At 61.9% G+C, this 21,866-nt stretch carries 20 protein-coding genes; 9 read left to right on the top strand and 11 right to left on the bottom strand.

Annotated features, from left to right (window positions below):
* Positions 1–7: 7 nt before the first annotated feature.
* Both B9Z37_RS06680 and B9Z37_RS06675 read left to right on the top strand, forming a co-directional pair.
* Complete coding sequence (locus B9Z37_RS06680) at positions 8–2,170, top strand: FAD-dependent oxidoreductase (protein ID WP_108312214.1); 2,163 nt, start codon at positions 8–10, stop codon at positions 2,168–2,170.
* Between the two features lie 8 nt (positions 2,171–2,178).
* The gene (locus B9Z37_RS06675) at positions 2,179–2,922 is read left to right on the top strand and encodes a DUF3047 domain-containing protein (RefSeq protein WP_240606639.1); all 744 of its coding nucleotides are present in this window, start codon (positions 2,179–2,181) and stop codon (positions 2,920–2,922) included.
* A gap of 46 nt (positions 2,923–2,968) precedes the next feature.
* Here B9Z37_RS06675 and selD read toward each other — a convergent pair whose 3' ends face one another.
* The 8 genes from selD to B9Z37_RS06640 all read right to left on the bottom strand — a co-directional run bounded on the left by selD (position 2,969) and on the right by B9Z37_RS06640 (position 12,039).
* Positions 2,969–5,323, bottom strand: a complete 2,355-nt coding sequence (gene selD, locus B9Z37_RS06670) for a selenide, water dikinase SelD (RefSeq protein ID WP_108312212.1) — start codon at positions 5,321–5,323, stop codon at positions 2,969–2,971.
* Positions 5,323–6,315, bottom strand: a complete 993-nt coding sequence (gene senB / locus B9Z37_RS06665; RefSeq protein WP_108312211.1) for a selenoneine biosynthesis selenosugar synthase SenB — start codon at positions 6,313–6,315, stop codon at positions 5,323–5,325. Before senB ends, selD begins: the two co-directional genes overlap by 1 nt.
* Before the next feature lie 108 nt (positions 6,316–6,423).
* Positions 6,424–6,591, bottom strand: coding sequence for a hypothetical protein (locus B9Z37_RS14460; RefSeq protein WP_167394335.1), 168 nt, complete (start codon positions 6,589–6,591; stop codon positions 6,424–6,426).
* Between the two features lie 10 nt (positions 6,592–6,601).
* Positions 6,602–7,675 (bottom strand): YeeE/YedE thiosulfate transporter family protein, encoded by a 1,074-nt coding sequence (locus tag B9Z37_RS06660; protein ID WP_108312210.1) that lies wholly within the window; start codon positions 7,673–7,675, stop codon positions 6,602–6,604.
* 16 nt (positions 7,676–7,691) lie between these two features.
* The gene (locus B9Z37_RS06655; protein WP_108312209.1) at positions 7,692–8,627 is read right to left on the bottom strand and encodes a sulfurtransferase; all 936 of its coding nucleotides are present in this window, start codon (positions 8,625–8,627) and stop codon (positions 7,692–7,694) included.
* Between the two features lie 144 nt (positions 8,628–8,771).
* On the bottom strand, positions 8,772–9,995 hold the full coding sequence (locus B9Z37_RS06650; protein WP_108312208.1) for an MFS transporter: 1,224 nt from the start codon (positions 9,993–9,995) through the stop codon (positions 8,772–8,774).
* A 45-nt stretch (positions 9,996–10,040) separates the two neighbouring features.
* Positions 10,041–10,397: a hypothetical protein gene (locus B9Z37_RS14645; RefSeq protein WP_108312207.1), complete on the bottom strand. Its 357-nt coding sequence runs from the start codon at positions 10,395–10,397 to the stop codon at positions 10,041–10,043.
* Positions 10,398–10,506: 109 nt separating this feature from the next.
* A complete protein-coding gene (locus B9Z37_RS06640) occupies positions 10,507–12,039 on the bottom strand; it encodes a YifB family Mg chelatase-like AAA ATPase (protein WP_108312206.1) in 1,533 nt (510 codons plus the stop codon).
* Positions 12,040–12,236: 197 nt separating this feature from the next.
* Between B9Z37_RS06640 and B9Z37_RS06635 the strand changes: the two genes are divergently transcribed.
* The 6 genes from B9Z37_RS06635 to glcF all read left to right on the top strand — a co-directional run bounded on the left by B9Z37_RS06635 (position 12,237) and on the right by glcF (position 18,457).
* A complete protein-coding gene (locus B9Z37_RS06635; protein ID WP_108312205.1) occupies positions 12,237–12,989 on the top strand; it encodes a TorF family putative porin in 753 nt (250 codons plus the stop codon).
* 28 nt (positions 12,990–13,017) lie between these two features.
* Positions 13,018–13,356: a P-II family nitrogen regulator gene (gene glnK, locus B9Z37_RS06630; protein ID WP_108285680.1), complete on the top strand. Its 339-nt coding sequence runs from the start codon at positions 13,018–13,020 to the stop codon at positions 13,354–13,356.
* A 22-nt stretch (positions 13,357–13,378) separates the two neighbouring features.
* Positions 13,379–14,911 (top strand): ammonium transporter, encoded by a 1,533-nt coding sequence (locus B9Z37_RS06625; RefSeq protein ID WP_108312204.1) that lies wholly within the window; start codon positions 13,379–13,381, stop codon positions 14,909–14,911.
* A 137-nt stretch (positions 14,912–15,048) separates the two neighbouring features.
* A complete protein-coding gene (locus tag B9Z37_RS06620; protein ID WP_108312203.1) occupies positions 15,049–15,987 on the top strand; it encodes an SMP-30/gluconolactonase/LRE family protein in 939 nt (312 codons plus the stop codon).
* Between the two features lie 77 nt (positions 15,988–16,064).
* On the top strand, positions 16,065–17,210 hold the full coding sequence (gene glcE, locus B9Z37_RS06615) for a glycolate oxidase subunit GlcE (RefSeq protein ID WP_108312202.1): 1,146 nt from the start codon (positions 16,065–16,067) through the stop codon (positions 17,208–17,210).
* Between the two features lie 11 nt (positions 17,211–17,221).
* On the top strand, positions 17,222–18,457 hold the full coding sequence (gene glcF / locus B9Z37_RS06610) for a glycolate oxidase subunit GlcF (RefSeq protein WP_108312201.1): 1,236 nt from the start codon (positions 17,222–17,224) through the stop codon (positions 18,455–18,457).
* 74 nt (positions 18,458–18,531) lie between these two features.
* Here glcF and B9Z37_RS06605 read toward each other — a convergent pair whose 3' ends face one another.
* On the bottom strand, positions 18,532–19,683 hold the full coding sequence (locus tag B9Z37_RS06605; RefSeq protein ID WP_108312200.1) for an ATP-binding protein: 1,152 nt from the start codon (positions 19,681–19,683) through the stop codon (positions 18,532–18,534).
* An 81-nt stretch (positions 19,684–19,764) separates the two neighbouring features.
* On the opposite strand from B9Z37_RS06605, the gene B9Z37_RS06600 reads away from it, so the two are divergent.
* Positions 19,765–19,986, top strand: coding sequence for a hypothetical protein (locus B9Z37_RS06600; RefSeq protein ID WP_108312199.1), 222 nt, complete (start codon positions 19,765–19,767; stop codon positions 19,984–19,986).
* A gap of 16 nt (positions 19,987–20,002) precedes the next feature.
* Here the strand turns inward: B9Z37_RS06600 and B9Z37_RS06595 are convergent, their stop codons facing one another.
* Positions 20,003–20,965, bottom strand: a complete 963-nt coding sequence (locus B9Z37_RS06595; protein WP_108312198.1) for a GlxA family transcriptional regulator — start codon at positions 20,963–20,965, stop codon at positions 20,003–20,005.
* Positions 20,953–21,858 carry an EamA family transporter gene (locus B9Z37_RS06590; RefSeq protein ID WP_108312554.1) on the bottom strand — a complete coding sequence of 302 codons (906 nt, stop codon included), beginning with the start codon at positions 21,856–21,858 and terminating at the stop codon, positions 20,953–20,955. Before B9Z37_RS06590 ends, B9Z37_RS06595 begins: the two co-directional genes overlap by 13 nt.
* Between the last annotated feature and the right edge of the window lie 8 nt (positions 21,859–21,866).

Below are 21,866 nucleotides of genomic sequence, written 5' to 3'. Positions count from 1 at the left end.
TCCACTCATGCGCTTTCGTCAATCCCTCTTGCTGCTCTTGCTGGCGCTGGCCATCGGTGCCTTTGTGGCGCTGGACCTGGGGCGTTATCTGAGCTTTGAACAGCTCAAGGCCAGCCAAGCCAGTTTTGACCAGCTCTATGCACAGCAGCCTGTGATGGTGGCCGCCGTTTACTTTGGGGTGTACGTCTTGGCCACGGCGCTGTCGATTCCGGGCGCGGTCATCATCACTTTGGGCGGTGGGGCTGTGTTTGGCCTGTGGCAAGGTTTGCTGCTGGTGTCGTTTGCTTCTACGCTCGGTGCCACTTTGGCATTTTTGGCCTCGCGTTTTGTGCTGCGCGAGTGGGTCGAAGCGCGTTTTGGTCAGCGCTTGGCCGACATCAACGCGGGTGTGGACAAAGAAGGCGCGTTTTATCTGTTCACCTTGCGCTTGATTCCGGTGGTGCCGTTTTTCCTGATCAACCTGCTCATGGGCCTGACGCGCATGAAGACCTGGACGTATTACTGGGTGAGCCAGTTGGGCATGCTGGCGGGCACCGCGGTGTATGTGAATGCGGGCACGGAACTGGCGCAGCTGGACTCGGTGCGGGGCATTCTGAGCCCGGCGCTTTTGGGCAGCTTTGTGTTGCTGGGCATCTTCCCTTTGTTGACGCGGCGTGTGGTCGCGGCCGTTCAAAAGCGCAAGGTCTATGCCCGTTGGGCCAGCGTGCGCCCCAAGACTTTTGACCGCAACCTGATCGTGATCGGCGGTGGCGCGGCAGGTTTGGTGTCGGCCTACATTGCCGCCGCCGTCAAAGCCAAAGTGACTTTGATTGAAGCTCACAAGATGGGCGGCGACTGCCTGAACTACGGCTGCGTGCCGAGCAAGGCCTTGATCAAGAGCGCCAAGCTGGCCCACCAGATGCGCCACGGCGCGAAGTACGGCCTGAGCGACACCGCGCCCAGCTTCAGTTTCAAGGCGGTGATGCAGCGTGTGCACGACGTGATCAAAGCCATCGAGCCGCACGACAGTGTGGAGCGCTACACCGGCTTGGGTGTGGAGGTGCTGCAGGGTTACGGCAAGTTGGTGAACCCTTGGACCGTGGAAGTGACCTTGAACAACGGCCAGGTGCAGCGCCTGACAGCGCGGAGCATTGTGATTGCAGCAGGCGCACGGCCTGTGGTGCCGCCTTTGCCGGGCCTCGATGACGTGGGCTATGTCACCAGCGACACGCTGTGGGACGAGTTTGCCAAGCTCGACGACATTCCGAAGCGCATCGTGGTGCTGGGCGGCGGGCCGATTGGCTGCGAGCTGTCACAAAGCTTTGCCCGTTTGGGCGCACAGGTCACGCAGGTCGAGATGGGCGATCGCATCATGGTGCGCGAGGACGAAGAGGTGTCTGCGTTGGCACGCGACGCGCTGCAGGCCGACGGCGTGCAGGTGCTCACCGGGCACAAGGCGCTGCGCTGCGAGCGCCAGGGTGAGGACAAAATTTTGGTAGTTTCTTCCCAAGGCCAAGAGGTGGAAATCGTGTTTGACGCCTTGGTCTGCGCGGTGGGCCGTGTGGCCCGCCTGCAAGGCTATGGCCTCGAAGACATTGGCGTGCCCACGCACCGCACCGTCGAGACGAACGAGTATCTGCAAACGCTCTACCCCAACATTTACGCCGCAGGCGATGTGGCCGGGCCCTACCAGTTCACCCACACGGCCGCGCACCAGGCTTGGTATGCGGCCGTCAACGCGCTGTTTGGTGACTTCAAATCCTTCAAGGTCGACTACCGCGTGATCCCGTGGGCCACCTTCATCGACCCCGAGGTGGCGCGTGTGGGCCTGAACGAACAAGAGGCCAAAGCCCAAGGCATCGCGTATGAGGTGACGAAGTACGGCATCGACGACCTGGACCGGGCCATTGCCGACAGCGAAGCCCACGGCTTTGTGAAAGTGCTCACGGTGCCGGGCAAAGACCGCATTTTGGGTGTGACCATCGTGGGCTCGCACGCAGGTGACTTGCTGGCCGAATACGTATTGGCCATGAAGCATGGCCTGGGCTTGAACAAGATTTTGGGCACCATCCACACCTACCCGACCATGGCCGAGGCCAACAAGTACGCGGCCGGTGAATGGAAGCGGGCGCACGCGCCACAAAAGTTGCTGGCTTGGGTGGAGAAGTTCCACGATTGGCGGCGCGGATGAATCCTTTGTTGAAACCCATCCCCGCGCTGCTGGCGCTGGGCATGGCCTGCGCCACAGCATCCGCCTTCGCACAAAGCTTGTCGCCTCTGGTGCCCGCCGATGGCACAGCCGCCAGCACTTGGCGCTTTGTGGGCTTTCCCAAGTCCAAGGCCGACATTCCGGCCACCCGCTTCGAGCTCGCTGATGTGCAGGGCGAGCGGGCGCTCAAGGTCAGCACCCGCGCTTCGTATGGCACCTGGGTGCACGACTTGCCCAAAGCCGAGCTGGGTCGCTTGCAATGGCGTTGGCGCCTCGACCAACCGCTGACCGGGGGGCAAGGCGTGGCCGACATCCAAACCAAAGCGGGTGACGACGCGGCGCTCAAAGTGTGTGTGATGTTCGACCACCCGCTGGACCGCGTGCCCTTTGGCCAGCGCACCTTGCTGCGCATCGCTCGCAGCGTGAGCGGCGAAGACCTGCCCGCCGCAACGCTCTGCTACGTGTGGGACAGCGTTCATCCTGCAGGTCTGCAAGGTGCCAACCCCTACACCCAGCGCGTGCGCTTCATCACGCTGCAAGGCAAGGGCGCGCCTTTGGCCCAATGGCAAAACGAAACCCGCGATGTGGCCGCCGACTTTGCCAAGTTGTTTGCGGACGAGCTGCCTGCCGGGGCCGCTGTGCCCAAAGTCCGTGCGGTGCTGGTGGGTGCCGACAGCGACAACACGGGCAGTCAGAGTGTGGGCTGGGTTCAGGCGCTGGGCTGGGTGAAGTGAGGCATGGGTCGAGAGATGTGTATGGCGGTTCAGGCGTGGGAGGCGTTCAGGTTTTCAGCAGCACCGGCTCGATGGCATCGCCTTGCACGGTAATGCGGCCGATGATGGTGGTGTGCACGTAGCCCGCGGCTTGCAAAGCCTGCACGCAGGCCGCCGCTTGCGCTGCAGGCACACTGGCCAGCAAGCCACCTGCAGTTTGCGGGTCAAACAGCAGCGGGTAACGTGGGTCGCCCACGAACTCGTCGGCATTGCGCAGCGCGCGGCGCAGGCGCACATTGGCGGGCTGCAACGAGCTGACGATGCCCGCCTTGACGCAGTCCACTGCGCCGTCCAGCAGGGGCAGGGCGCTCATGTTCAGCTCGGCATCCACACCTGAAGGTCGAGTCATCTCGATCAAGTGGCCGAGCAAACCGAAGCCGGTCAGGTCGGTGCAGGCAGTGGCTCCATGCGCTTGCAAAATTTGGGCCCCCGCCTGGTTGGACTGCAACATCGATTGCAGCGCGGCATCGATCCAGCGGCCCTTGGTGGCGTGGCGGGCATGCGCCGCAAACAGGGTGCCGGTGCCGATGGGTTTGGTCAGCAACAGCACATCGCCTGCTTGCATGCCGCCCTTGCGCATCACGCTGTCCATCTTCTCGTCGATCAGGCCGTTGATGGCAAAGCCCAGGGCCAGCTCGGCACCTTCGCCCGTGTGACCACCCACCAAGGCGCAGCCTGCGGCATTGAGCACTTCGATGGCGCCGCCCATCATCTGCGTCAGCAGGTCTTCGACTTTGCTCTCCAGACCGGGTGGCACTGTGACCACGGCGGTGGCCGTTTGGGCTTCGGCCCCCATCGCAAAAATATCGCCCAGCGCGTGGTTCGCCGCCACTTTGCCAAACAGATAGGGGTCATCGATGAAGGCCCGGAAAAAGTCCACGGTTTGCACCACGGCCATGCCCGGCGGCACACGCACCACAGCCGCATCGTCCGGCGAATGCAGGCCGATCAGCACATCTGGTCGTGCCACCGGCTTCAAGTGCTCCAAGGCGCGCGACAAAATAGTGGCCCCGACTTTGGCCCCGCAGCCACCGCAACGCATGGCGATGGCCGATATGGCTTGCTGGGACTCTTCTGCGCTCAATGACAAGTGAGTGGTTGGCGCTTTGCCCTGAGCCCGGATGTCTTTCAACAACTGGCCCATGGACTGGATCGCGGTTCTGACATGTGCGCCCGGGCGGCTGGTGTCCATGACCGGCAAATCGGTGAAGCGGCGCATGAAGTGGCGGTCAATGCGGTCTTTCCAGTGCCAGACCCAATCGCCTGCAAAACCCAAGGCACCGCGCGACGCCACGGCGTAGCGGTTGCCTGTTGAAATCAAAGCCAGCCAATGGCGTTGCGGCTTGTAGGTGATCAGACCCTGGCCACGCAAGCTGCGGCGCAAATTTTCGGTCAGGGGTTTGCCCATTCGCACGGCAAACACGCCCGCTTTTTCGAGTGGGCGGTCTATAAAAGAAGCGATGTCCCCGGCCGCAAACACCAGTGGATCGTTGACCGTTTGCAGTTGTGCATTGACCTGGATGAAGCCTTGCGCATCCAGCGCCAAGCCGGTGCTTTGCAACCATGCGGGGCCACCGGCTTGGGTGACCCACATGGTTTCATCGGCGTCGTGCGTGCGGCCGTTCTTGGTGTGCAGACAGCCGGGTGAGACTTGCACCACCTCGGCCTGTGTGTGCACTTCGATGTTGCGCTCACTCAGCACCTTGGCAAAACGTGCACGCACGCCCGGGTTGTGTGTCGGCAAGATCGTGTCAGCCGCGGTCAGCAACACGAACTGGAGATCTTCGGGGTTGCGCCCCAGCGCTTTGAGCTCGTTGCGCAAGCGGTATTGCATGGACAACACCAATTCCACGCCGCCCGCGCCACCGCCCACCACCGCAATCGTCATGCGGCCCCGGTGCGAGGGCCACTGCCGCGCTTTGTCGAGCAGGGCCAGCCAGCGCTGGTTGAACTGCGCAATGGGCTTGACCGGCACGGCCAGGGTTTGCGCACCTTCGACTTGCTGCATTTGCGGGGTCGAGCCGATGTTGATCGAGAGCACGTCATAAGCCACTGCCGGGCGGTGGCGGCAGATGACCTTTTTGTTTTGGCGGTCGATGCTCACCACCGCATCGTGGTACAGCCGCGCACCGGCAAAGGCGCACAGGCGGCCCAAATCGATGTGCACTTCGTCAAAGCTGTAGTGCCCCGAGATGTAGCCCGGCAGCATGCCCGAGTAAGGCGTGTCGATGTCGGTGCAGATGACGGTGATGCGCACACCGGGTTCGGGGTTCATGGCGAACATGCGCAGCACGCCCACATGGCTGTGGCCGCCGCCGACCAGCACCAGGTCGCGCAGCACGGGTTGATTGGAAGATTGCATCAAGGTGTCCAGAGGTCTTGCACCCATTGGTGCAAGGCAGTGCGTTCGGCCTGCGGTTCAAACAAATGTGCGCGCGATGCGCACTGATGGCTCAAGTGTGCCATCAGCGGGTTCTGATGGGTGTGGACACGGCAGCGCAGCAGCAAATCCACCAAGCTCGGTGCATCACCGGCCTCGAAAAGACCGTCGTAGTCCTCCCCCAAAAGACCCAGGTTGCCATCGATGCGTGAAGCCAACACGGGCGTGCCGCTGCAAATCGCCTCCATCAGAACATGAGCGCCGCCTTCCAGTCGGCTGGTGTGCACCAGCAGGTGGGCGCGTTGAATGCGTTGCAGGGTTTCACGGTGTGACAGCGCACCCAACCAGCGGTAATGGGGACATCGCGCTTGTGTGGCCCGTGCCGCCTGCCCCAAGGTCGGATCGAGCGGCGCACCAATGTGGTCGATCAGGATGCCGCTGCCCGGGCACAGCAGACACGCTGCTTCCATCAATGTGCGCGGATCTTTTTCGTCGCGCAAATGCCCCACCATGACGATGCGCAGATGCCGGGTGGTTTTGGGCAAGGTCTGACGGGTGCTGCTGGATTGGTAAATCACCCGGGTTTTTTCTTGGTGCTGGTGTGGCAAGGATTTGGGACCCAGCCCTTGCAGCACCACCAAGGACTTGGCCAAAGTCAAAGACCGTTGGGCATGTGGGTCGTGCGCAATGTCTCTGTACAAGTCGGTGCCGGTCAAGGCCAGACCCAATCCGCGTTGGCCATGCTGTGCGTACCAGGCTTGTACGGCCTCGGCCGAACGCCGGGCGTGCAGGGCCAGCATCACCTCGTCTTGCCTGGCTTGTGCATGGGCGGCTGGGTTGTCGCCGGGCCATTGCCGCACGATCCGAACCTGGTGCGGGGCCAGCAAGCGTTGCCATCGGCGCGCCGTTTGCCAGTTGCCATTGTTGGCATCGGCCAAGGCGGGGCTGACGATGACCACACGGCGTTTTTGCATGGCCGGGTTATACCTGAATGGTTGTACCCGAGCGTTGCCCAGGGAAGCGCTTTGGGTGTCAGAGCTTGAAGCCCAGGGCCTGGCCGGAATGCTTGCCGGCCCGTGCTCTCATTTGGCCATCGAGCAATGCCCACCGCTCGTGGCTTGACCTGAGCCTGCCGCGATCAGTGGCGGTTCGTTGCGCAGGTCAACTGGGGTAGAGGTCTTGAAGTCCCAAGCCAAAAAGGCCGCCAAGCTCAGCCAGAAAACCGCTTGCAGTTGGTGCGTGGTGGTCATGCGGTCTCCTTCAGAACTGGTAATGGCGGCGCACGCGCACACCGATCAAGGTGCCTGCAAAGGCCATGGGCACCCAGATCCAGCCGTGCAGGCTGCCGGTGGAAATGCCGCTGAGCATGGCGCCGATGTTGCAGCCAAAGGCCAGGCGTGAGCTGTAACCCATGACAAAACCGGCCACCAAGCCAATCACCCATTGCTGCGTGGTGAGGGGCTTGCTGTCGGCAGGTGCCTTGGCCGACACCCACAGTGCGCCGCCCAAGATGCCGATGTTGGTGATGGTGGTCACGTCCATCAGCACGGTTTGGGTCAGGCGCTGCGCGTTGCCCGCTTGGCCCCAGAAACCGTTGCCTGCAGGATCGAACAGACCCAGCGCCACCGCCCCTTTGGCAGCCCACAGGCCAAAGCCATAGACCACGCCCCAAGGTTGCCCCGCCAGCAGCAGGTTGATCGTGGCCAACACGGCCAGCGCCACGGCGCCCACCATCCAGCGCTTGTCGAACCAGGTCTGGTCTGCACCCACCCACAGGCGGGTGGCCACCAGCACAGCGGCCAGCAGGGCCAGCGTCAGGCCCAAAGCGCCGCTGGTGCCCAGCTGGTCGGTCAGGCTGATGGGGGCCATTTGGCCCAGAGCCAGCCAGCTGTCCAGATGCACCGAGCCCAAAAAACTGCCCAGCGCAAACAGCGGCAAGATGCCCATGTTGAGCGGCACGCCCAAGCCTGCTTTGTACAAAGTGCCCGAGCCGCAGCCGTCGGCAATTTGCATGGTCAGGCCAAACACGAAGGCACCCACCAGCAAGCTCACGCTGGGTGGCCCCAAGGCAGCGTGCAGTTCAGAAAACTGGCCTAGCAGCGGCAGCGCAGCCAGGCTGGCCAGCGCCAGCAGCAGCACTTGGCCGGTCACGCCTTGCGGGTTGCGTTGTTCGATGAGCTGACGCCAACCGGTGGTGAAGCCAAAGCGGGCCCCGGCCAAAGCCGCGCCCATGCCCACTCCGACGAGCAGCAGCACCGATTGGCGCACCGAGACTTCGAGGATCAGGAAGATGAAAAAAGCGGCCAGGATGGCCGCTAAAGGGAGTCGTTTCATGACCGGTATTGGACCATTATTTGAAGGTTTTGGCTGTCCAGGCTTTGGCGTCTTGCAGCAACTGGCCGGTGCGGCTGGGCACGTTGGCCATGGGCAGGCCGTTGGGGTCTTGTGACCATTCGACCATGGAGCCCGCGTAGAGCTTCACGTTTTTCTGGCCCAGCACTTCGGACATGGCAAACCAGTTGGTGGCTGCCCAGTGGCCGGTGTTGCAGAAGGACACGGTTTCTTTGGCGGGGTCGATCGGGCTGGCGGCGGCGATCTTTTTGGCCTGGTCGGCGGGCACAAAGGCCGAGCTGCCGGGTGCAAACCATTTGTCGTGTTGCAGGTTCACCGCGCCGTCCAGGGTGCCGGCCACTTTGGCGGCAGGCGCTTTGGTTTCGCCGTTGAAGAAGGCTGCAGGGCGGGCGTCGATCAGGGTGGCGTCACCGGCCTTGACGCGCTGGACCAGCTCTTCCTTGGAGGCGATCAGGCTGTTGTCCAGTTTGGGCTGGAAGTTGCTGGCGGCGATTTTGACCGCGTCGGCGTTTTGCGTCAGTCCGGCTTCGCTCCAGGCTTTCAGGCCGCCGTTGAGCAGGGACAACTCTTTGAGGCCAAGCACTTTGAGTGTCCAGTAGACACGGGCCGTGGCGCCAAAGTCGGTGGCGTCAGCGCCGCTCGACACCACCACCGCATGGGTGGCGGGTGTCAGGCCCAGGCTTTGCACCAAGGCGGTCAGTTTGGGCAACTCGGGCAGTTCGCCAGGGTTGTGCGCAGGTCCGCGCCAGCTGGCATAGGGGGCGTTGACCGCACCGGCGATGTGCCCAGCGGCGTAGGCCTTGGCGTCGCGGATGTCGATGACCCGCACTTGCGGCAGTTTCGCTTGCAATTCGGCAGGACTCAACAGCGGTTGTGCGGCAAAGCTTGCCGCACTGAAGGCCAGGCTCAGGATCAGGGCGGTGGTTTTTTTCATGGCAGGTTTCGAGGTCTGTGGTTCAAGATGCGTGCATTGTGAGCAAGCACATCAGATCTGGAAACGATTATTTAGTTGGTTATATATAACCAAATCCATATAAAAAGAACCATGGAGGGTGGCTTCGTTGTCCGCCAAGCTGGGTCAATGTCTCAGTTTCAGGGCTTGGTTTTGGGCTCTCCACAGTGCTGCGGTGCCCAGCAAGCTGGCCAGCAGCAGCCACCACAGTGCCAAGGTGTAGCCATGCTCGGGTGACCAGAGTAGCCCGAGTGTGAGGGGCGCTGCCGCCCGGGCCAGCGCAATGGGCAGTCCCAGCAAACCATTGAGTTGTCCCACATGGGTGCGGCTGACGTATTGCGCCATGGCCGTGCCTTTGACGATGGTGTTCATGCCATTGCCCAAGCCATAAAGCACCACAAACACCAGAGAGGCCAAGGGGTTCAAACCCCCGAGCAACAAGACCAGCACGCCCGCAGGGATCAGGGTGGGAATCCAGCGGTTGGCGGCGTGCACATCCCAATACCGCTCAAATATAAACAGCAACAGTCGGCCTACCACCTGAATCACGCCGATCGCTGCAGGTATGGCGATGACCCAAACAGGCGGCAGCCCCGACTCCTGCAAAAGCGCAATCATGTGTGCGGGCAGTGCCGAGGTGACCGACATCATGAGCACCATGAACAAAGCCAGCAACCAAAACGGGGAGCGGCGCAGGTGTTCCCGCACCGACAGGGGCTGGCGTTTGGACTCATCTGCTGGGCGTGCAGCATGGCTTGGGCTGCGTGGCGCACCGTGCAGCAGCCAGCCATGCAAGGGAACGCACACCAGCAGTTGCAAAGCCGCCAAGGCCCACAGGGCGTGTCGCCAGCCCCACAGGTCCATCCACCAGGCAAACAGCGGAATGAACACCGTGCTGGCCAGACCACCCAAAAAAGTCAAAGTGATGATGGCCCGGCGAAAGTCTTGCGGAAAGCGCCGGGTGACGACCGCAAACGCGGGGGTGTAAAGCGTGGCGGCCAAGCCCAGGCCCAGCCAGCCCCAGGTGCCGTAAAACCCCAGTTTCGAGGTGACGAAGCTGTGGGCCAGCAAGCCCATGCCGATCCAGACAGAGCCCAATGTCATCACCACACGCTCGCGTCCTGCATCGATCCAGCGCCCCACCAGGTAAGCCATCAAGCCTTCAGCCAACAAAGCCAGACTGAACGCCAGCGAGGATTCCGCACGTGTCATACCCAGCTCGGCTTCGAGCGGGGTCATGAGCAATGAGAAGGTGTAAAACACGCTGCCCCAGGTGATGAGCTGGGGCAGGGAGAGCCAGAAGCTGAAAGACGCCAGAGAAGGCAGAGCCCGGGGAGAAGCCTGTTGCATGGACCCATTATCAGGGTCGTCCACAGGCAAAAGGTCGCGCGTTGTTCAGCGCACCGTGACCAATTGCCAGCCCTCAGGGCAATAAGACGTGTTCGGATAGAACTGGCCAACAGAGCTGCAGTAATAGCTGGCGCTGGCAGGCGGTGGCGGCGGCACATAAGTCACCGGAGGCGATACATAAGTCACTTGGGGTGGTGGCGAGTAGCTGGGCTGGTTGGCCGCCGCGCTGATGGCCGCCCCTGCAATGCCCAAGACGATCAGGGGACCTAGCCAGTCAGAAGAGCGGTGTTGATGGCCTGTGAACTGGCGCTGTTGGTAGCCACGTGGGCCATCTGCCAATGCATGGGTGCTGATGGCACTTGCGGACAGCGCGATGATCAAGGTGCCGAGTATTTTCTTCATGGGGAGCCTCAGGGTAGACCGTGTTCACCCATAACGCGATGGCCTGCCAGACGTTGACATCATTTGCTGGCTGGCTTCGGTCAGTTGTAAGCAGCTGTGACGCAGCAAGTCAGTGCTCCTTGAGGATGCGCCGGTACTGCACCGCTTCGGCCACATGCGCGGCTTCGATGGTGTCGCTGCCAGCCAGATCGGCGATGGTGCGGGCCACCTTCAGACTGCGGTGGACGCTGCGGCCGCTCCAGCCCAGTTTGGCCGCCGCTTTTTGCAGCAAGGCGGTGGCGCTGTCATTCAAGCGGGCTTGGGCGTCGATGGCCTGACCTTGCAGGTCGGCGTTGGCGCAGCCCTGGCGTGCCAGGGCACGTTCGCGGGCGGCCAGACTGCGTGCGGCGATGGCTTCGGTGCTTTCGCCTGGTGGTGAAGTCAGCAGATCCTGCGCAGGCAAGCTGGGCACTTCGATGTGCAAATCGATCCGGTCCAGCAGTGGGCCGCTGAGCTTGCCTTGATAGCGGCTGACCTGGTCGGGCGAGCACCGGCAAGCTCGGGTGGCGCTGCCCAGATAACCGCAAGGGCAGGGATTCATGGCGGCAATCAATTGGAACCGTGCCGGAAACTCGGCGCGCCGGGCGGCCCGGGCGATGGTGATGGTTCCCGTTTCCAGTGGCTCGCGCAGGGCCTCTAATGCGGCTCTTGGGAACTCTGGAAGTTCGTCCAGGAAAAGCACACCATGGTGGGCCAAGGAAATTTCGCCCGGGCGCGGCGGTGAGCCGCCGCCGACCAGAGCCACGGCGCTGGCCGAGTGGTGTGGCTGGCCGGTCGGGCGTTGCGCCCAGCGCGAGAGGTCAAAGCGCCCCGCCAGGCTGGCGATGGCGGCCGATTCCAGTGCATCTTCGATGCCCATGGGTGGCAGCAAACCCGCAAAGCGTTGCGCCAGCATCGATTTGCCCGAACCGGGTGGCCCCACCATCAAGAGCGAATGTCCACCAGCGGCAGCGATCTCCAGCACCCGTTTCACGCCCGCTTGACCTTTGACATCGGCCAGGTCGGCATACAGCCCAGGGGCCGAGGGCGTGGTGGGCGCCACGCGAGCCCAACCATCGCTGGGCTCGGGTGGGGGCTCGTTCGAGGGCGGTAAGAACTGCTGCACCACATCAAGCAAGTGGCGCGCCCGAAAGACTGCTGCATCGGGTACCAGCGCCGCCTCTTCGGCGCTGGCCGGTGGCAACACCAAGCGGGTTCGCACCTGTTGCTGACGCAGCACCAAGCTCATGGCCAAAGCGCCGCGAACCGGTCGCAGCTCGCCCGACAAGGACAACTCGCCCGCAAACTCATAGTCGGCCAGTTGGCTGGCGTCAATCTGTCCGCTGGCAGCCAGAATGCCCAAAGCAATCGGCAGGTCGAGCCGCCCGGAGTCTTTGGGCAGGTCGGCCGGGGCCAAGTTCACGGTGATGCGTTTGTTGTGCGGAAACTCAAGCCCGCTGTTTTGCAAGGCCGAGCGCACGCGTTCGCGCGCTTCCTTGACCTCGACATCGGCCAAGCCCACCAAGGTGAAGCTGGGCAAGCCATTGGCCAGATGCACCTCAACGGTGACGGCAGGCGCTTGCAGGCCAACCAAAGCGCGGCTGCGCACCAAACTGAGACTCATATTCACTCCCTGCCCCATGCTGGTGCATGGTGTGTGTTCGTGTGCGCAGACTTGACGCACCGGACTTGTTTGAATGCCATTCAACCATGCACAGAGTAAGAGCGCACTGGTAAATGCCCTTGTAAAGGGCCATCTGCCAAGGTTGGCACGCTATCTGCATGAGGGCATTGTCTTTTCTTCACTTCTTGGAGTTCCTCATGAAAAAAATCCTCGTTCCTTCCTTGATCGCCTTGGCTTTGGGTTCCGTGAGCGGTTTGGCTCAAGCGCAAGCAGCTGCAGCACCTGAAAGCAGCCTGTCGTTCAACGTAGGCGCCACCACCGATTACCGCTACCGTGGGATTTCGCAGTCACGCCTGAAGCCTGCCTTGCAGGGCGGTGTGGATTACGCAGACAAGAGCGGTTTCTACGTGGGTGCTTGGGGTTCGACCATCAAGTGGATCAAGGATTCCGGTGCCAGCAAAGGCACGACTGAAGTCGACCTGTATGGCGGCTACAAAGGTGCGATGGGCGATGTGTCTTACGACGTGGGTGTTTTGCGTTACCAATACTTAGGCAACACGCTTGGCGACGTCACAGGTTTCGCCAATGCCAACACCACAGAGGTCTATGGCGCAGTGACTTACAACGTGTTCACGGCCAAGTACTCGCATGCCTTGACCAACACATTTGGCAACGTCAACAGCAAAAACAGCTACTACCTCGATTTGAGCGCCACGTTCGACTTGGGTAACGGTTTTACATTGACCCCTCACGTGGGCCGTCAGATGATCAACAACACCCCGTTGGCCTCTTACAACGACTACTCACTCACTTTGGGTAAAGATTTGGGCAACGGTTTGAGCGCTTCTGCGATGGCTGTGGGTACCAACGCCGACACAGGTCCTTACACACTGGCAGGCAAGTACAACGGCAAAGACGCTTTGGTCGTGGGCCTGAAATACGCCTTCTGATCTCACCCATTCAAAACAAGGAGCCATCATGAAACTGGTGACCGCCATCATCAAACCCTTCAAGCTGGACGAAGTGCGTGAAGCACTTTCGGGCATCGGCGTGCAGGGCATCACCGTGACCGAAGTCAAAGGCTTCGGTCGTCAAAAGGGCCACACCGAGCTGTACCGTGGTGCCGAATACGTCGTGGACTTTTTGCCCAAAGTGAAGATCGAAGCCGCTGTCTCTGACGAGCTGGTCGAGCGCGTGATCGAAGCCATCGAATCCGGTGCCCGCACCGGCAAGATCGGCGACGGCAAGATTTTCGTTTACGACCTTGAACAAGTGGTCCGCATCCGCACCGGTGAAACCGGCGGCGAAGCCCTCTGATCCAAAGAAAGAGAGTCATTCCATGAAAAAGCTACTCGCTACTCTGGCCTTGGGCCTGAGTCTGGGTTTGGGGGTGTTCGGCACGGCTTCTGTGGCCACTGCCCAAACTGCCCCGGCCGCTGTTACGGCCACTGCCGAAGCCAAGCCTGCCGAAGCGGCTGCACCCGCAGCGGCTCCCGCTGCCGCTGCTCCTGCTGCCGCCGAAGCTGCACCTGTGCCCGTGCCGAACAAAGCCGACACGGGTTGGATGATGCTGTCCACCATCCTGGTCATTTTGATGGTCATTCCGGGCCTGGCCCTGTTCTACGGTGGTCTGGTGCGCAGCAAAAACATGTTGTCCGTGCTGATGCAAGTCGTGGTGACTTTCTCGCTGATCACCGTGCTGTGGTTCGTTTACGGCTACAGCTTGGCCTTCACCGAAGGCAATGCCTTCATTGGTGGTTTTGACCGCTTGTTCATGAAGGGCATCTGGGACAACGTTGCAGGCACTTTTGCCAATGCAGCCACCTTCAGCAAAGGCGTTGTGATTCCTGAAATCTCGTTCGCAGCCTTCCAGGCCACGTTCGCAGGCATCACTTGCGCTTTGATCGTCGGTGCATTCGCTGAGCGCATCAAGTTCTCTGCCGTGCTGGCCTTCATGGTGCTGTGGTTTACTTTCAGCTACCTGCCTGTGGCGCACATGGTCTGGTTCTGGATGGGTCCTGACGCTTACGCTTCCAAAGAAGTCGTGGACGAAATGACCAGCAAAGCCGGTCTGCTGTGGCAGTGGGGCGCGCTGGATTTCGCTGGCGGCACCGTGGTGCACATCAACGCCGCTGTCGCTGGCTTGGTCGGTGCCTTCATGGTTGGCAAGCGCGTGGGTTACGGCCGTGAATCGATGGCGCCTCACAGCCTGACATTGACCATGGTCGGTGCATCCCTGCTGTGGGTGGGCTGGTTCGGCTTCAACGCTGGCTCCGCCCTCGAAGCCAACGGTTTCGCAGCCCTGGCCTTCATCAACACCTTGATCGCGACAGCTGGTGCTGTGTTGGCCTGGTGTGTGGGTGAAGCGCTGATGCGTGGCAAAGCCTCCATGTTGGGTGCTGCTTCGGGTGCTGTGGCCGGTTTGGTGGCCATCACGCCAGCAGCGGGCAACGTGGGTCTGGGCGGTGCTTTGATCATCGGCTTCATCGGCGGCTTCGCTTGCCTGTGGGGTGTGAACGGCCTGAAGAAGATGCTGGGTGCAGACGATTCCTTGGACGTGTTCGGTGTGCACGGTGTTGGCGGTATCGTCGGTGCCTTGTTGACCGGTGTGTTCAATTCGCCTTCGTTGGGTGGCCCGAGCGCCATGGGTGACTGGGTCACGATGACGATGATCACACCCGACGCTTACTCCATCGCTGCGCAAGTCTGGACCCAGGCCAAGGCCGTGCTGCTGACCATCGTGTGGTCGGGCGTGGTCTCGGTAGTTGCTTTCAAGATCGTTGACCTGACCATCGGTCTGCGTGTCACCGAAGAAGAAGAGCGCGAAGGTCTGGACATCTCCTCGCACGGCGAGTCTGCTTACCACGGCTGATGCCCTTAACTTCAGGTGACGTGACCGTCACCTGTCGTCCAAAGCCCGCAGTGCTTGCGCTCTGCGGGCTGTTTTATTTGGGGTACCAAAATGTCCGAGCGTCCTGAAAACCCGGGTCGCAGAGGCACAATGCCCGGATGAACACAGCCCCCACCTGGATCGCCATCACCACAGAACCCGACGGCCTGAGCGAATCGCCGTTTTGGCACCCGCAGGAGCAACGCCTGTATTGGGTGGATATCCCTGGGCGGCGCCTGGCACGTGTATTGGTGGACGGGTTACAGGCGCAAGGCGACGTCGAATACTGGCCCATGACGCAAGAGCCGGGCTGCATCGCGCCCGTGCAAGGCGGTGGTTTGGTCATGGCTTTGCGCGATGGCATTTACCTGGCCCGTGAATGGGGCGGCCCCTTGCAGCGGCTGGCGGCAGCGCCCTACGACACAAGCAAACTGCGCTTTAACGATGGCAAATGCGATGCACAAGGCCGCTTTTGGGCGGGCAGCATGTATGAGCCCAAAGACCAAGCATTGGGCACGCTCTACATGCTGGACAGCCAAGGGCTGCATCCCGTGATGGGTGGCGAAAAAGATGGCGTGGTGACGGCCAACGGCCTGGCTTGGTCCCCCGACGGTCGCACCGCCTATTGGGTCGATACGGCAGCTCACCAGGTGAGGGCGTTCGACTTTGCCCCGCTGACCGGTCGACTTTCAGCCGGACGCGTGTTCCACCAAATGTCCCTCAAACCTGCTGCTTGGACTTGGGGAGATACCTCACCCTATGGCGGCCGTCCTGATGGTGCAGCCGTGGACAGCGAAGGCTGCTACTGGAGCGCCCAATACGAAGGGCAACGCCTGCTGCGTCTGTCGCCCAGCGGTCAAGTGTTGTCCGAAGTGAAAACGCCCGTGCCATGCCCCACCATGCCCTGCTTTGGTGGAGCCGACCTCAAAACGCTGTTCATGACCAGCTCTCGCCAGGGCCGCAGTGCACAAGAGCTGGCCCAGTACCCTCAGGCGGGTTGCTTGTTTGCGATGCGGGTCGAGGTAGCAGGCTTGCCCGTGAATCATTACCGAAGCTGAATCGCCGCATTTTCAACACGGCTTGCTTTCAAAAAATTCACGCCAAGGCGCAAAAGCGGGGGTTACCATCCTTGCCCATGGAAGCTCAACTCAATTCCCTCATCGATGCTGTTCGCCAAGCCGGTGCGGATGGCCGTGTGTTGCGACTGCGCGGCGGTGGCAGCAAAGACTTTTGGGGCCAAAGCCTCGCCGGTGAGGTGCTTGACACCCGGGCCTATCGCGGCATCGTGAGCTACGAGCCCAGCGAGTTGGTGGTGACCGTGCGCTGCGGCACGCCGCTGGTCGAGTTGGAAGCTGCCTTGGCTGAAAAAGGCCAGTGCCTGGCGTTTGAGCCGCCGCACTTTGGCGAGGGCGCTACGGTGGGCGGCATGGTGGCTGCCGGTCTGAGCGGCCCCGCCCGCGCCACGGCGGGTGCTGTGCGCGACTACGTGTTGGGTGCCCGTTTCATCAACGGCTTGGGCGAGCACCTGACCTTTGGCGGCCAGGTCATGAAAAATGTGGCCGGCTACGACGTGAGCCGCCTGATGGCCGGCAGCTGGGGCACGCTGGGCCTGATCACCGAAGTCAGTTTGAAGGTTTTGCCTGTGGCCCCAGCCGAAGCGACTTTGATGATCGCGGGTTTGGCCCAAGGTCCGGCGCTCGATTTGTTGCACCGCTGGGGCGGTCAGCCTCTGCCCTTGAACGCCAGTGCCTGGGTGCGTGACACCACCGCCCAACCGGTGGCTGATTATTTGTTTGTGCGCCTGCGCGGCGCGGTGGCCGCTGTGCAGTCGGCCGTTGGCAAGATGAGTGCTGACGCGGCGGCCGAGGGTGCCCAAGTGCAGGTCATGGACAACGCAGAGGCGACCCAAGATTGGCGTGCCAGCGGTGAACAGACCTTGCCGTTTTTTGATGCCCCTACGCCCGACGCTTGCCTGTGGCGTTTATCGGTGCCACAAACTGCGCCGGTGCTGGAATTGCCTTACCCGACTTACCTGGAGTGGCAAGGTGCTCAGCGCTGGGTGTGGGCGCCTGCCTCGGCCGCTTTGGCTTTGCGCGAATTGGCGCAATCGGTCGGCGGCCATGCCACCTTGTTCCGGGCCAGCGCCGCCCATCCCGACTTGGACAAAGCCGCAGGCGTGAACACCCCGCTGGACGCTGTGCAGCAACGCATCCAGCAGCAATTGCAAAAACAGTTCGACCCGAAAGGCGTGTTCGCCACCGGTCGCTTGCACCCCCTCTGAGGCGAATCGTCATGCAAACCAACCTCGCCCCTGAATACCAAAACACCCCCGACGGCCTGGCGGCCGAAGCCATTTTGCGCAAGTGTGTGCACTGCGGCTTTTGCACCGCCACCTGCCCCACCTACCAACTGCTGGGTGACGAACTCGACGGCCCGCGTGGCCGCATCTATTTGATGAAGGCGGTGCTGGAAGGCGAAACGCCCACCCGCAAAACCCAGATGCACCTGGACCGGTGCCTGACTTGCCGCAACTGCGAAAGCACATGCCCGAGCGGCGTGCAATACGGCCACTTGGTCGACATCGGCCGCAAGCTGGTGGACGCCAAAGTCGAGCGCCCCGCAGGCGAAAAGCTGGTGCGCTGGGCGCTCAAAGAAGGCCTGCCTTCTCCCCTGTTTGCCCCCGCCATGAAGATGGGCCAAATGGTGCGCGGCCTGCTGCCCGAAAGCCTGAAAGCCAAAGTGCCCGCGCCGCAAAACGCCGGTGCCTGGCCCACCCGCACGCATGCCCGTAAGGTGCTGATGTTGGCCGGTTGCGTGCAGCCGAGCATGAGTCCCAACATCAACACCGCCACCGCCCGCGTGCTCGACGCCGCAGGCATCCAGACCGTGACCGCCCCCAAGGCCGGTTGCTGCGGTGCGGTCAAGTTCCACCTGAATGACCACGACGGCGGCAAAGACCACATGCGTGCCAACATCGATGCATGGTGGCCACTGGTTGAATCGGGCGAAGTCGAAGCGATCGTCATGAACGCCTCGGGCTGTGGCGTCATGGTCAAGGACTACGGCCATGTGCTGAAAGACGACCCGGTGTACGCCGACAAAGCCGCCCGCATCGGCGCGCTGACGAAAGACCTGAGCGAGATGCTGCCCGAGCTGGTGCCCTTGCTCCAAGCCAAGATCAAGCCCCAAGCCCTGCAAGCCGCAGGCCTGCAGGCCTACCACCCGCCCTGCACGCTGCAACACGGCCAGCAACTCAAAGGCGGCGTCGAAAAGCATCTGGGTGATTTGGGCTTCCAGATCAAGGTCACGGCCAATGAATCTCACCTGTGCTGTGGCTCGGCGGGCACCTACAGCGTGCTCAACCCCGAGCTGTCCAAACAACTGCGCGACCGCAAGCTGGGCCACCTGAACGCGCTGGAGCCGCAAGGCGTGATCAGCGCCAACATCGGCTGCATCGCCCATCTGCAAAGCGGCAGCGGCATGCCGGTGCGGCATTGGGTGGAGTTGCTGGACGAGGCGATCCGGTGAGTCGTGTGGTTGTGGTTGGGGGAGTGCCAGGCCATTGATGCGGTGCGTTAGCGCAGCCGCTGTCTGTCACGGCATCACCCCGCAAGAACCCCGGCAATGTCGCCAACGCCAATCACTTCGACCCCTTCGGCGAAAGGCCAGCGTTGCTGCACAGGGGCCACGATGTAGGTTTTTTCGGGCTGCACGTCTTGCAGGGATTGCCAGAAACCTTTGGTGACTTTGGGTGCGATGCTGAATTTGATTTCGAATCCGATCTTTCGTTGTCCGGATTCCACCACCACATCCAGCTCGGCACCTGCCGCTGTTCTGTAAAACGACATGCTGGCGCCAGCAGGCAAGTGCGCGGCGATCTGGTCGATGACAAAGCCTTCCCAGGATGCACCCGTCGTGGGGTGGCCTTGTAAGTCGGCGGCACTGGTCAAGCCCAGAAGGCTGTGCAGCAGGCCGCTGTCACGCACATAGACTTTGGGGGCTTTGACCAAACGCTTGCCCAGATTGACATGAAAAGGCTCGAGCTTTCTGACCAGCAACGCACCCACCATGTGATCGAGCCAGCGACTGACCGTCGGGGCGCTCACGTCCAGCGAGTTGGCCAGGGCCGAGGCATTGAACAATTGGCCATGCACATGGGCCAGCATGCGCCAAAAGCGGCGCAGGCTTTCTGCATCCACCCGCAAGCCCAGCGCGGGCAAATCGGTGTGCAGAAGGTGGCGAATAAACGCCTCACGCCAAGCCCAGGACGCTTGTGAATCGACCGCGGTGAAGCTGGGCGGAAAGCCGCCGCGCACCCACAAGTCCTGCACTGTGGCGAGGTCCTCCCCGACTTCGTTGACGAGGAGCGGGAACATGTCAATCAGACTCAGGCGTCCGGCCAAGGATTGGGATTGACGCAGCAATTCAAACGAAGCCGAGCCCAGCAAAACGAAACGCCCGGGGCGACGGATGCGGTCGATTTCGCCCCGCAACACCGAAAACAGTTCGGGTGCATTTTGAACTTCGTCCAGGATGACAAGCCGGTCTGCGTTGGCTTGCAGGAACAGCGGGCCTTCGCCCAGTCGGGCGCGGTCCTGCGGGGAATCCAAGTCCAGATAGATGGCCTCTGGATGGGTTTCCAGCAGAGCACGCGCCAGTGTGGTCTTGCCAATCTGGCGTGGCCCCAAAATGGCAACGGCCGGACTCCACGCCAGATGTGCATTCAGTGTGTTTTGGGCAATACGTTTAAACATCCTTGCATTTTAAATATGGTGTATTCAAAATACAAGGATAAATTTATGGGTGTCCATCATGCACCCTGATGGGTTTCATAGATGCAAATGGCGTTGTCGGTGCCCACGCTCATCCGCATGGAAAAAGGCGACCCTTCGGTGGGCATGGGGGTGTACGCCACCGCGCTGTGGCTCATGGGCCGACACGCGGCCCTGCCCGATGTGGCCGCACCCGCGCAAGACCTGAATGCGTTGGAGCAAGACATTGAAGCGGTGCGTCAACGCGCGCGTCGCATGTCGCGAAAGTCAGCGAACGTGACTTGAAGGGGCGGCACTTTGATTAGCGGCTCATGGGTGGCGTGTTGGTCGTCACCCACCGCTGCCAAACCCGTCTGAAATCCCGTGCCGAGCCAAAGCCGCAGGCCTCGGCCAATTGTTCTTGGGTCAGCGCCGGTTGTTGTGCCTGCAGTTCGCGTGCCCGGGCCATGCGCAGTTGTTGCTGGTAGTCCACCACGCTGATGCCGGTGTGCAGCATGAACAGGCGCGACAAATGCCGGGGGCTCACGCAGGCCACCTTAGCCAGCTCAGTCAGCGACCAGCGGTGGGCGGGGTCTTGGCTCAGGCTTTGCGCGATGGCATCTTGCGCCCTGTGTACCGCCGGGTGCATGTGGTTGCGGTGCGCCAGCCAAGGCGACAGTTGCGGGTCATTCGGGCCACGGCGGGTGTACATGACCAAGCGTCGCGCCACTTGCGCCGCCAATGCGGCACCGGCCACTTGTTCAAGGATGTAAAGCGCCAAGTCGATGCCCGTGGTGATGCCTGCGCTGGTCAGCACCCGGCCATCGCCCACAAAAATTCGGTCGGCCTGCACCTGGGCGGTGGGGGCCAGGGCTTGCAGATCGGCAATCAGGCTGTGATGCGTGGTGCAGCGCAGGCCGTCGAGTTGGCCCGCCATGGCCAGCAGCAAAGCGCCCGAGCAAATGCTGGCCAGGCGCGTGTCGGGCTGCACGGCGGTTTGCAGCCAGCGCACCACTTGCTGTGCGGCGGGCGTGGCGTAGTCTTCGCGTTCGTGGCTGTTGCCGGTGATCAGCACCAGGCTGTGAGGTGGCAATTGTTCGGGCAAGGGTTCAAGCCCTGTCAGTTGGGTGCCCAGCGAAGTGTTCACTTCTGGGCGTGGCCCGCAGGTGTGCAGCACCAGCGGTGCGCCCATGTCACGCGCCATGCGCAACGCTTCGGCAGGGCCCGCGTAGTCGAGCAGCAGCACACCTGGCGTGACGATCAGGTAAACCGTCAGGGTTGGCATGTCCAGCGCTTCAACAAGGGTTGACCAAACACGTTCATCAGCAGTCCCAGCATCAGCAGTGCGCCTCCGGCCCAGTGCAGCGGCCCCAGTGTTTCGCCAAAGACCAGCCAGCCGGTGGTCAGGCCCACCAGCGGCACCAGCAGGGTGAACGGGGCCACGCGGTTGGTGGGGTAGCGGCTCATCAAATACGTCCACAGTCCATAGCCCAGCAGCGTCGCCATCCAGGCCAGGTAGGCCACTGCCGCCAGCGTGCCTGTCGTCAAATGCGTGAGTGCCTGGACGATGGCCTCAGGTCCCTCCAGCCACAGCGACAAGCCTAAAAACGGCAGCGGTGGAACCAGACTGGCCCACACCACGAAGGCCAGTTGGTTCATGGGGCCATATTGGCTCACCAGCCGTGTGACGATGTTGCCGCACGCCCACGACAGAGCCGCCAGCAGCGTGAGCCCAAAGCCCAGCAGGGGCAAACTGGCCCCGGACGCCACCGCGCCATGCGCCACCCCAATCAGCACCAGCCCGGCCAACGCCAGCAAGAGGCCTGCCATCTGGTGCGCATGCCAGCGCTCATGCAGCCACCAGCTGGCCAGCAGCAGCGTGAAAAACGACTGCGATTGCAGCACCAGCGAAGCCAGACCCGAAGGCATGCCTACATGGATGGCGCTGAACAGGAAAGCAAACTGCCCAACCGAAATCGTCAGCCCATAAGCCAGATACCAGCGCAGTGGCACACGAGGTGCTTTGAACAACAGCAGCGCCGGAAACGCCGCGAGCATGAAGCGCAGCGCGCCCAGCAGCATGGGCGGCACGCCGACGATGCCGATTTTGATGACAGCAAAATTCACACCCCACACCCCGATCACCAGCAAGGCCAGAGCCAGGTCTTTGGGGCGCATCGGCAATG

Origin of the sequence: Limnohabitans parvus II-B4 (assembly GCF_003063455.1) — a bacterium.
In the GTDB taxonomy this organism is placed as follows: domain Bacteria; phylum Pseudomonadota; class Gammaproteobacteria; order Burkholderiales; family Burkholderiaceae_C; genus Limnohabitans_A; species Limnohabitans_A parvus.
The sequence above is the reverse complement of the archived record's forward strand: the minus strand, read 5'-3'. Positions and strand labels throughout refer to the sequence as shown.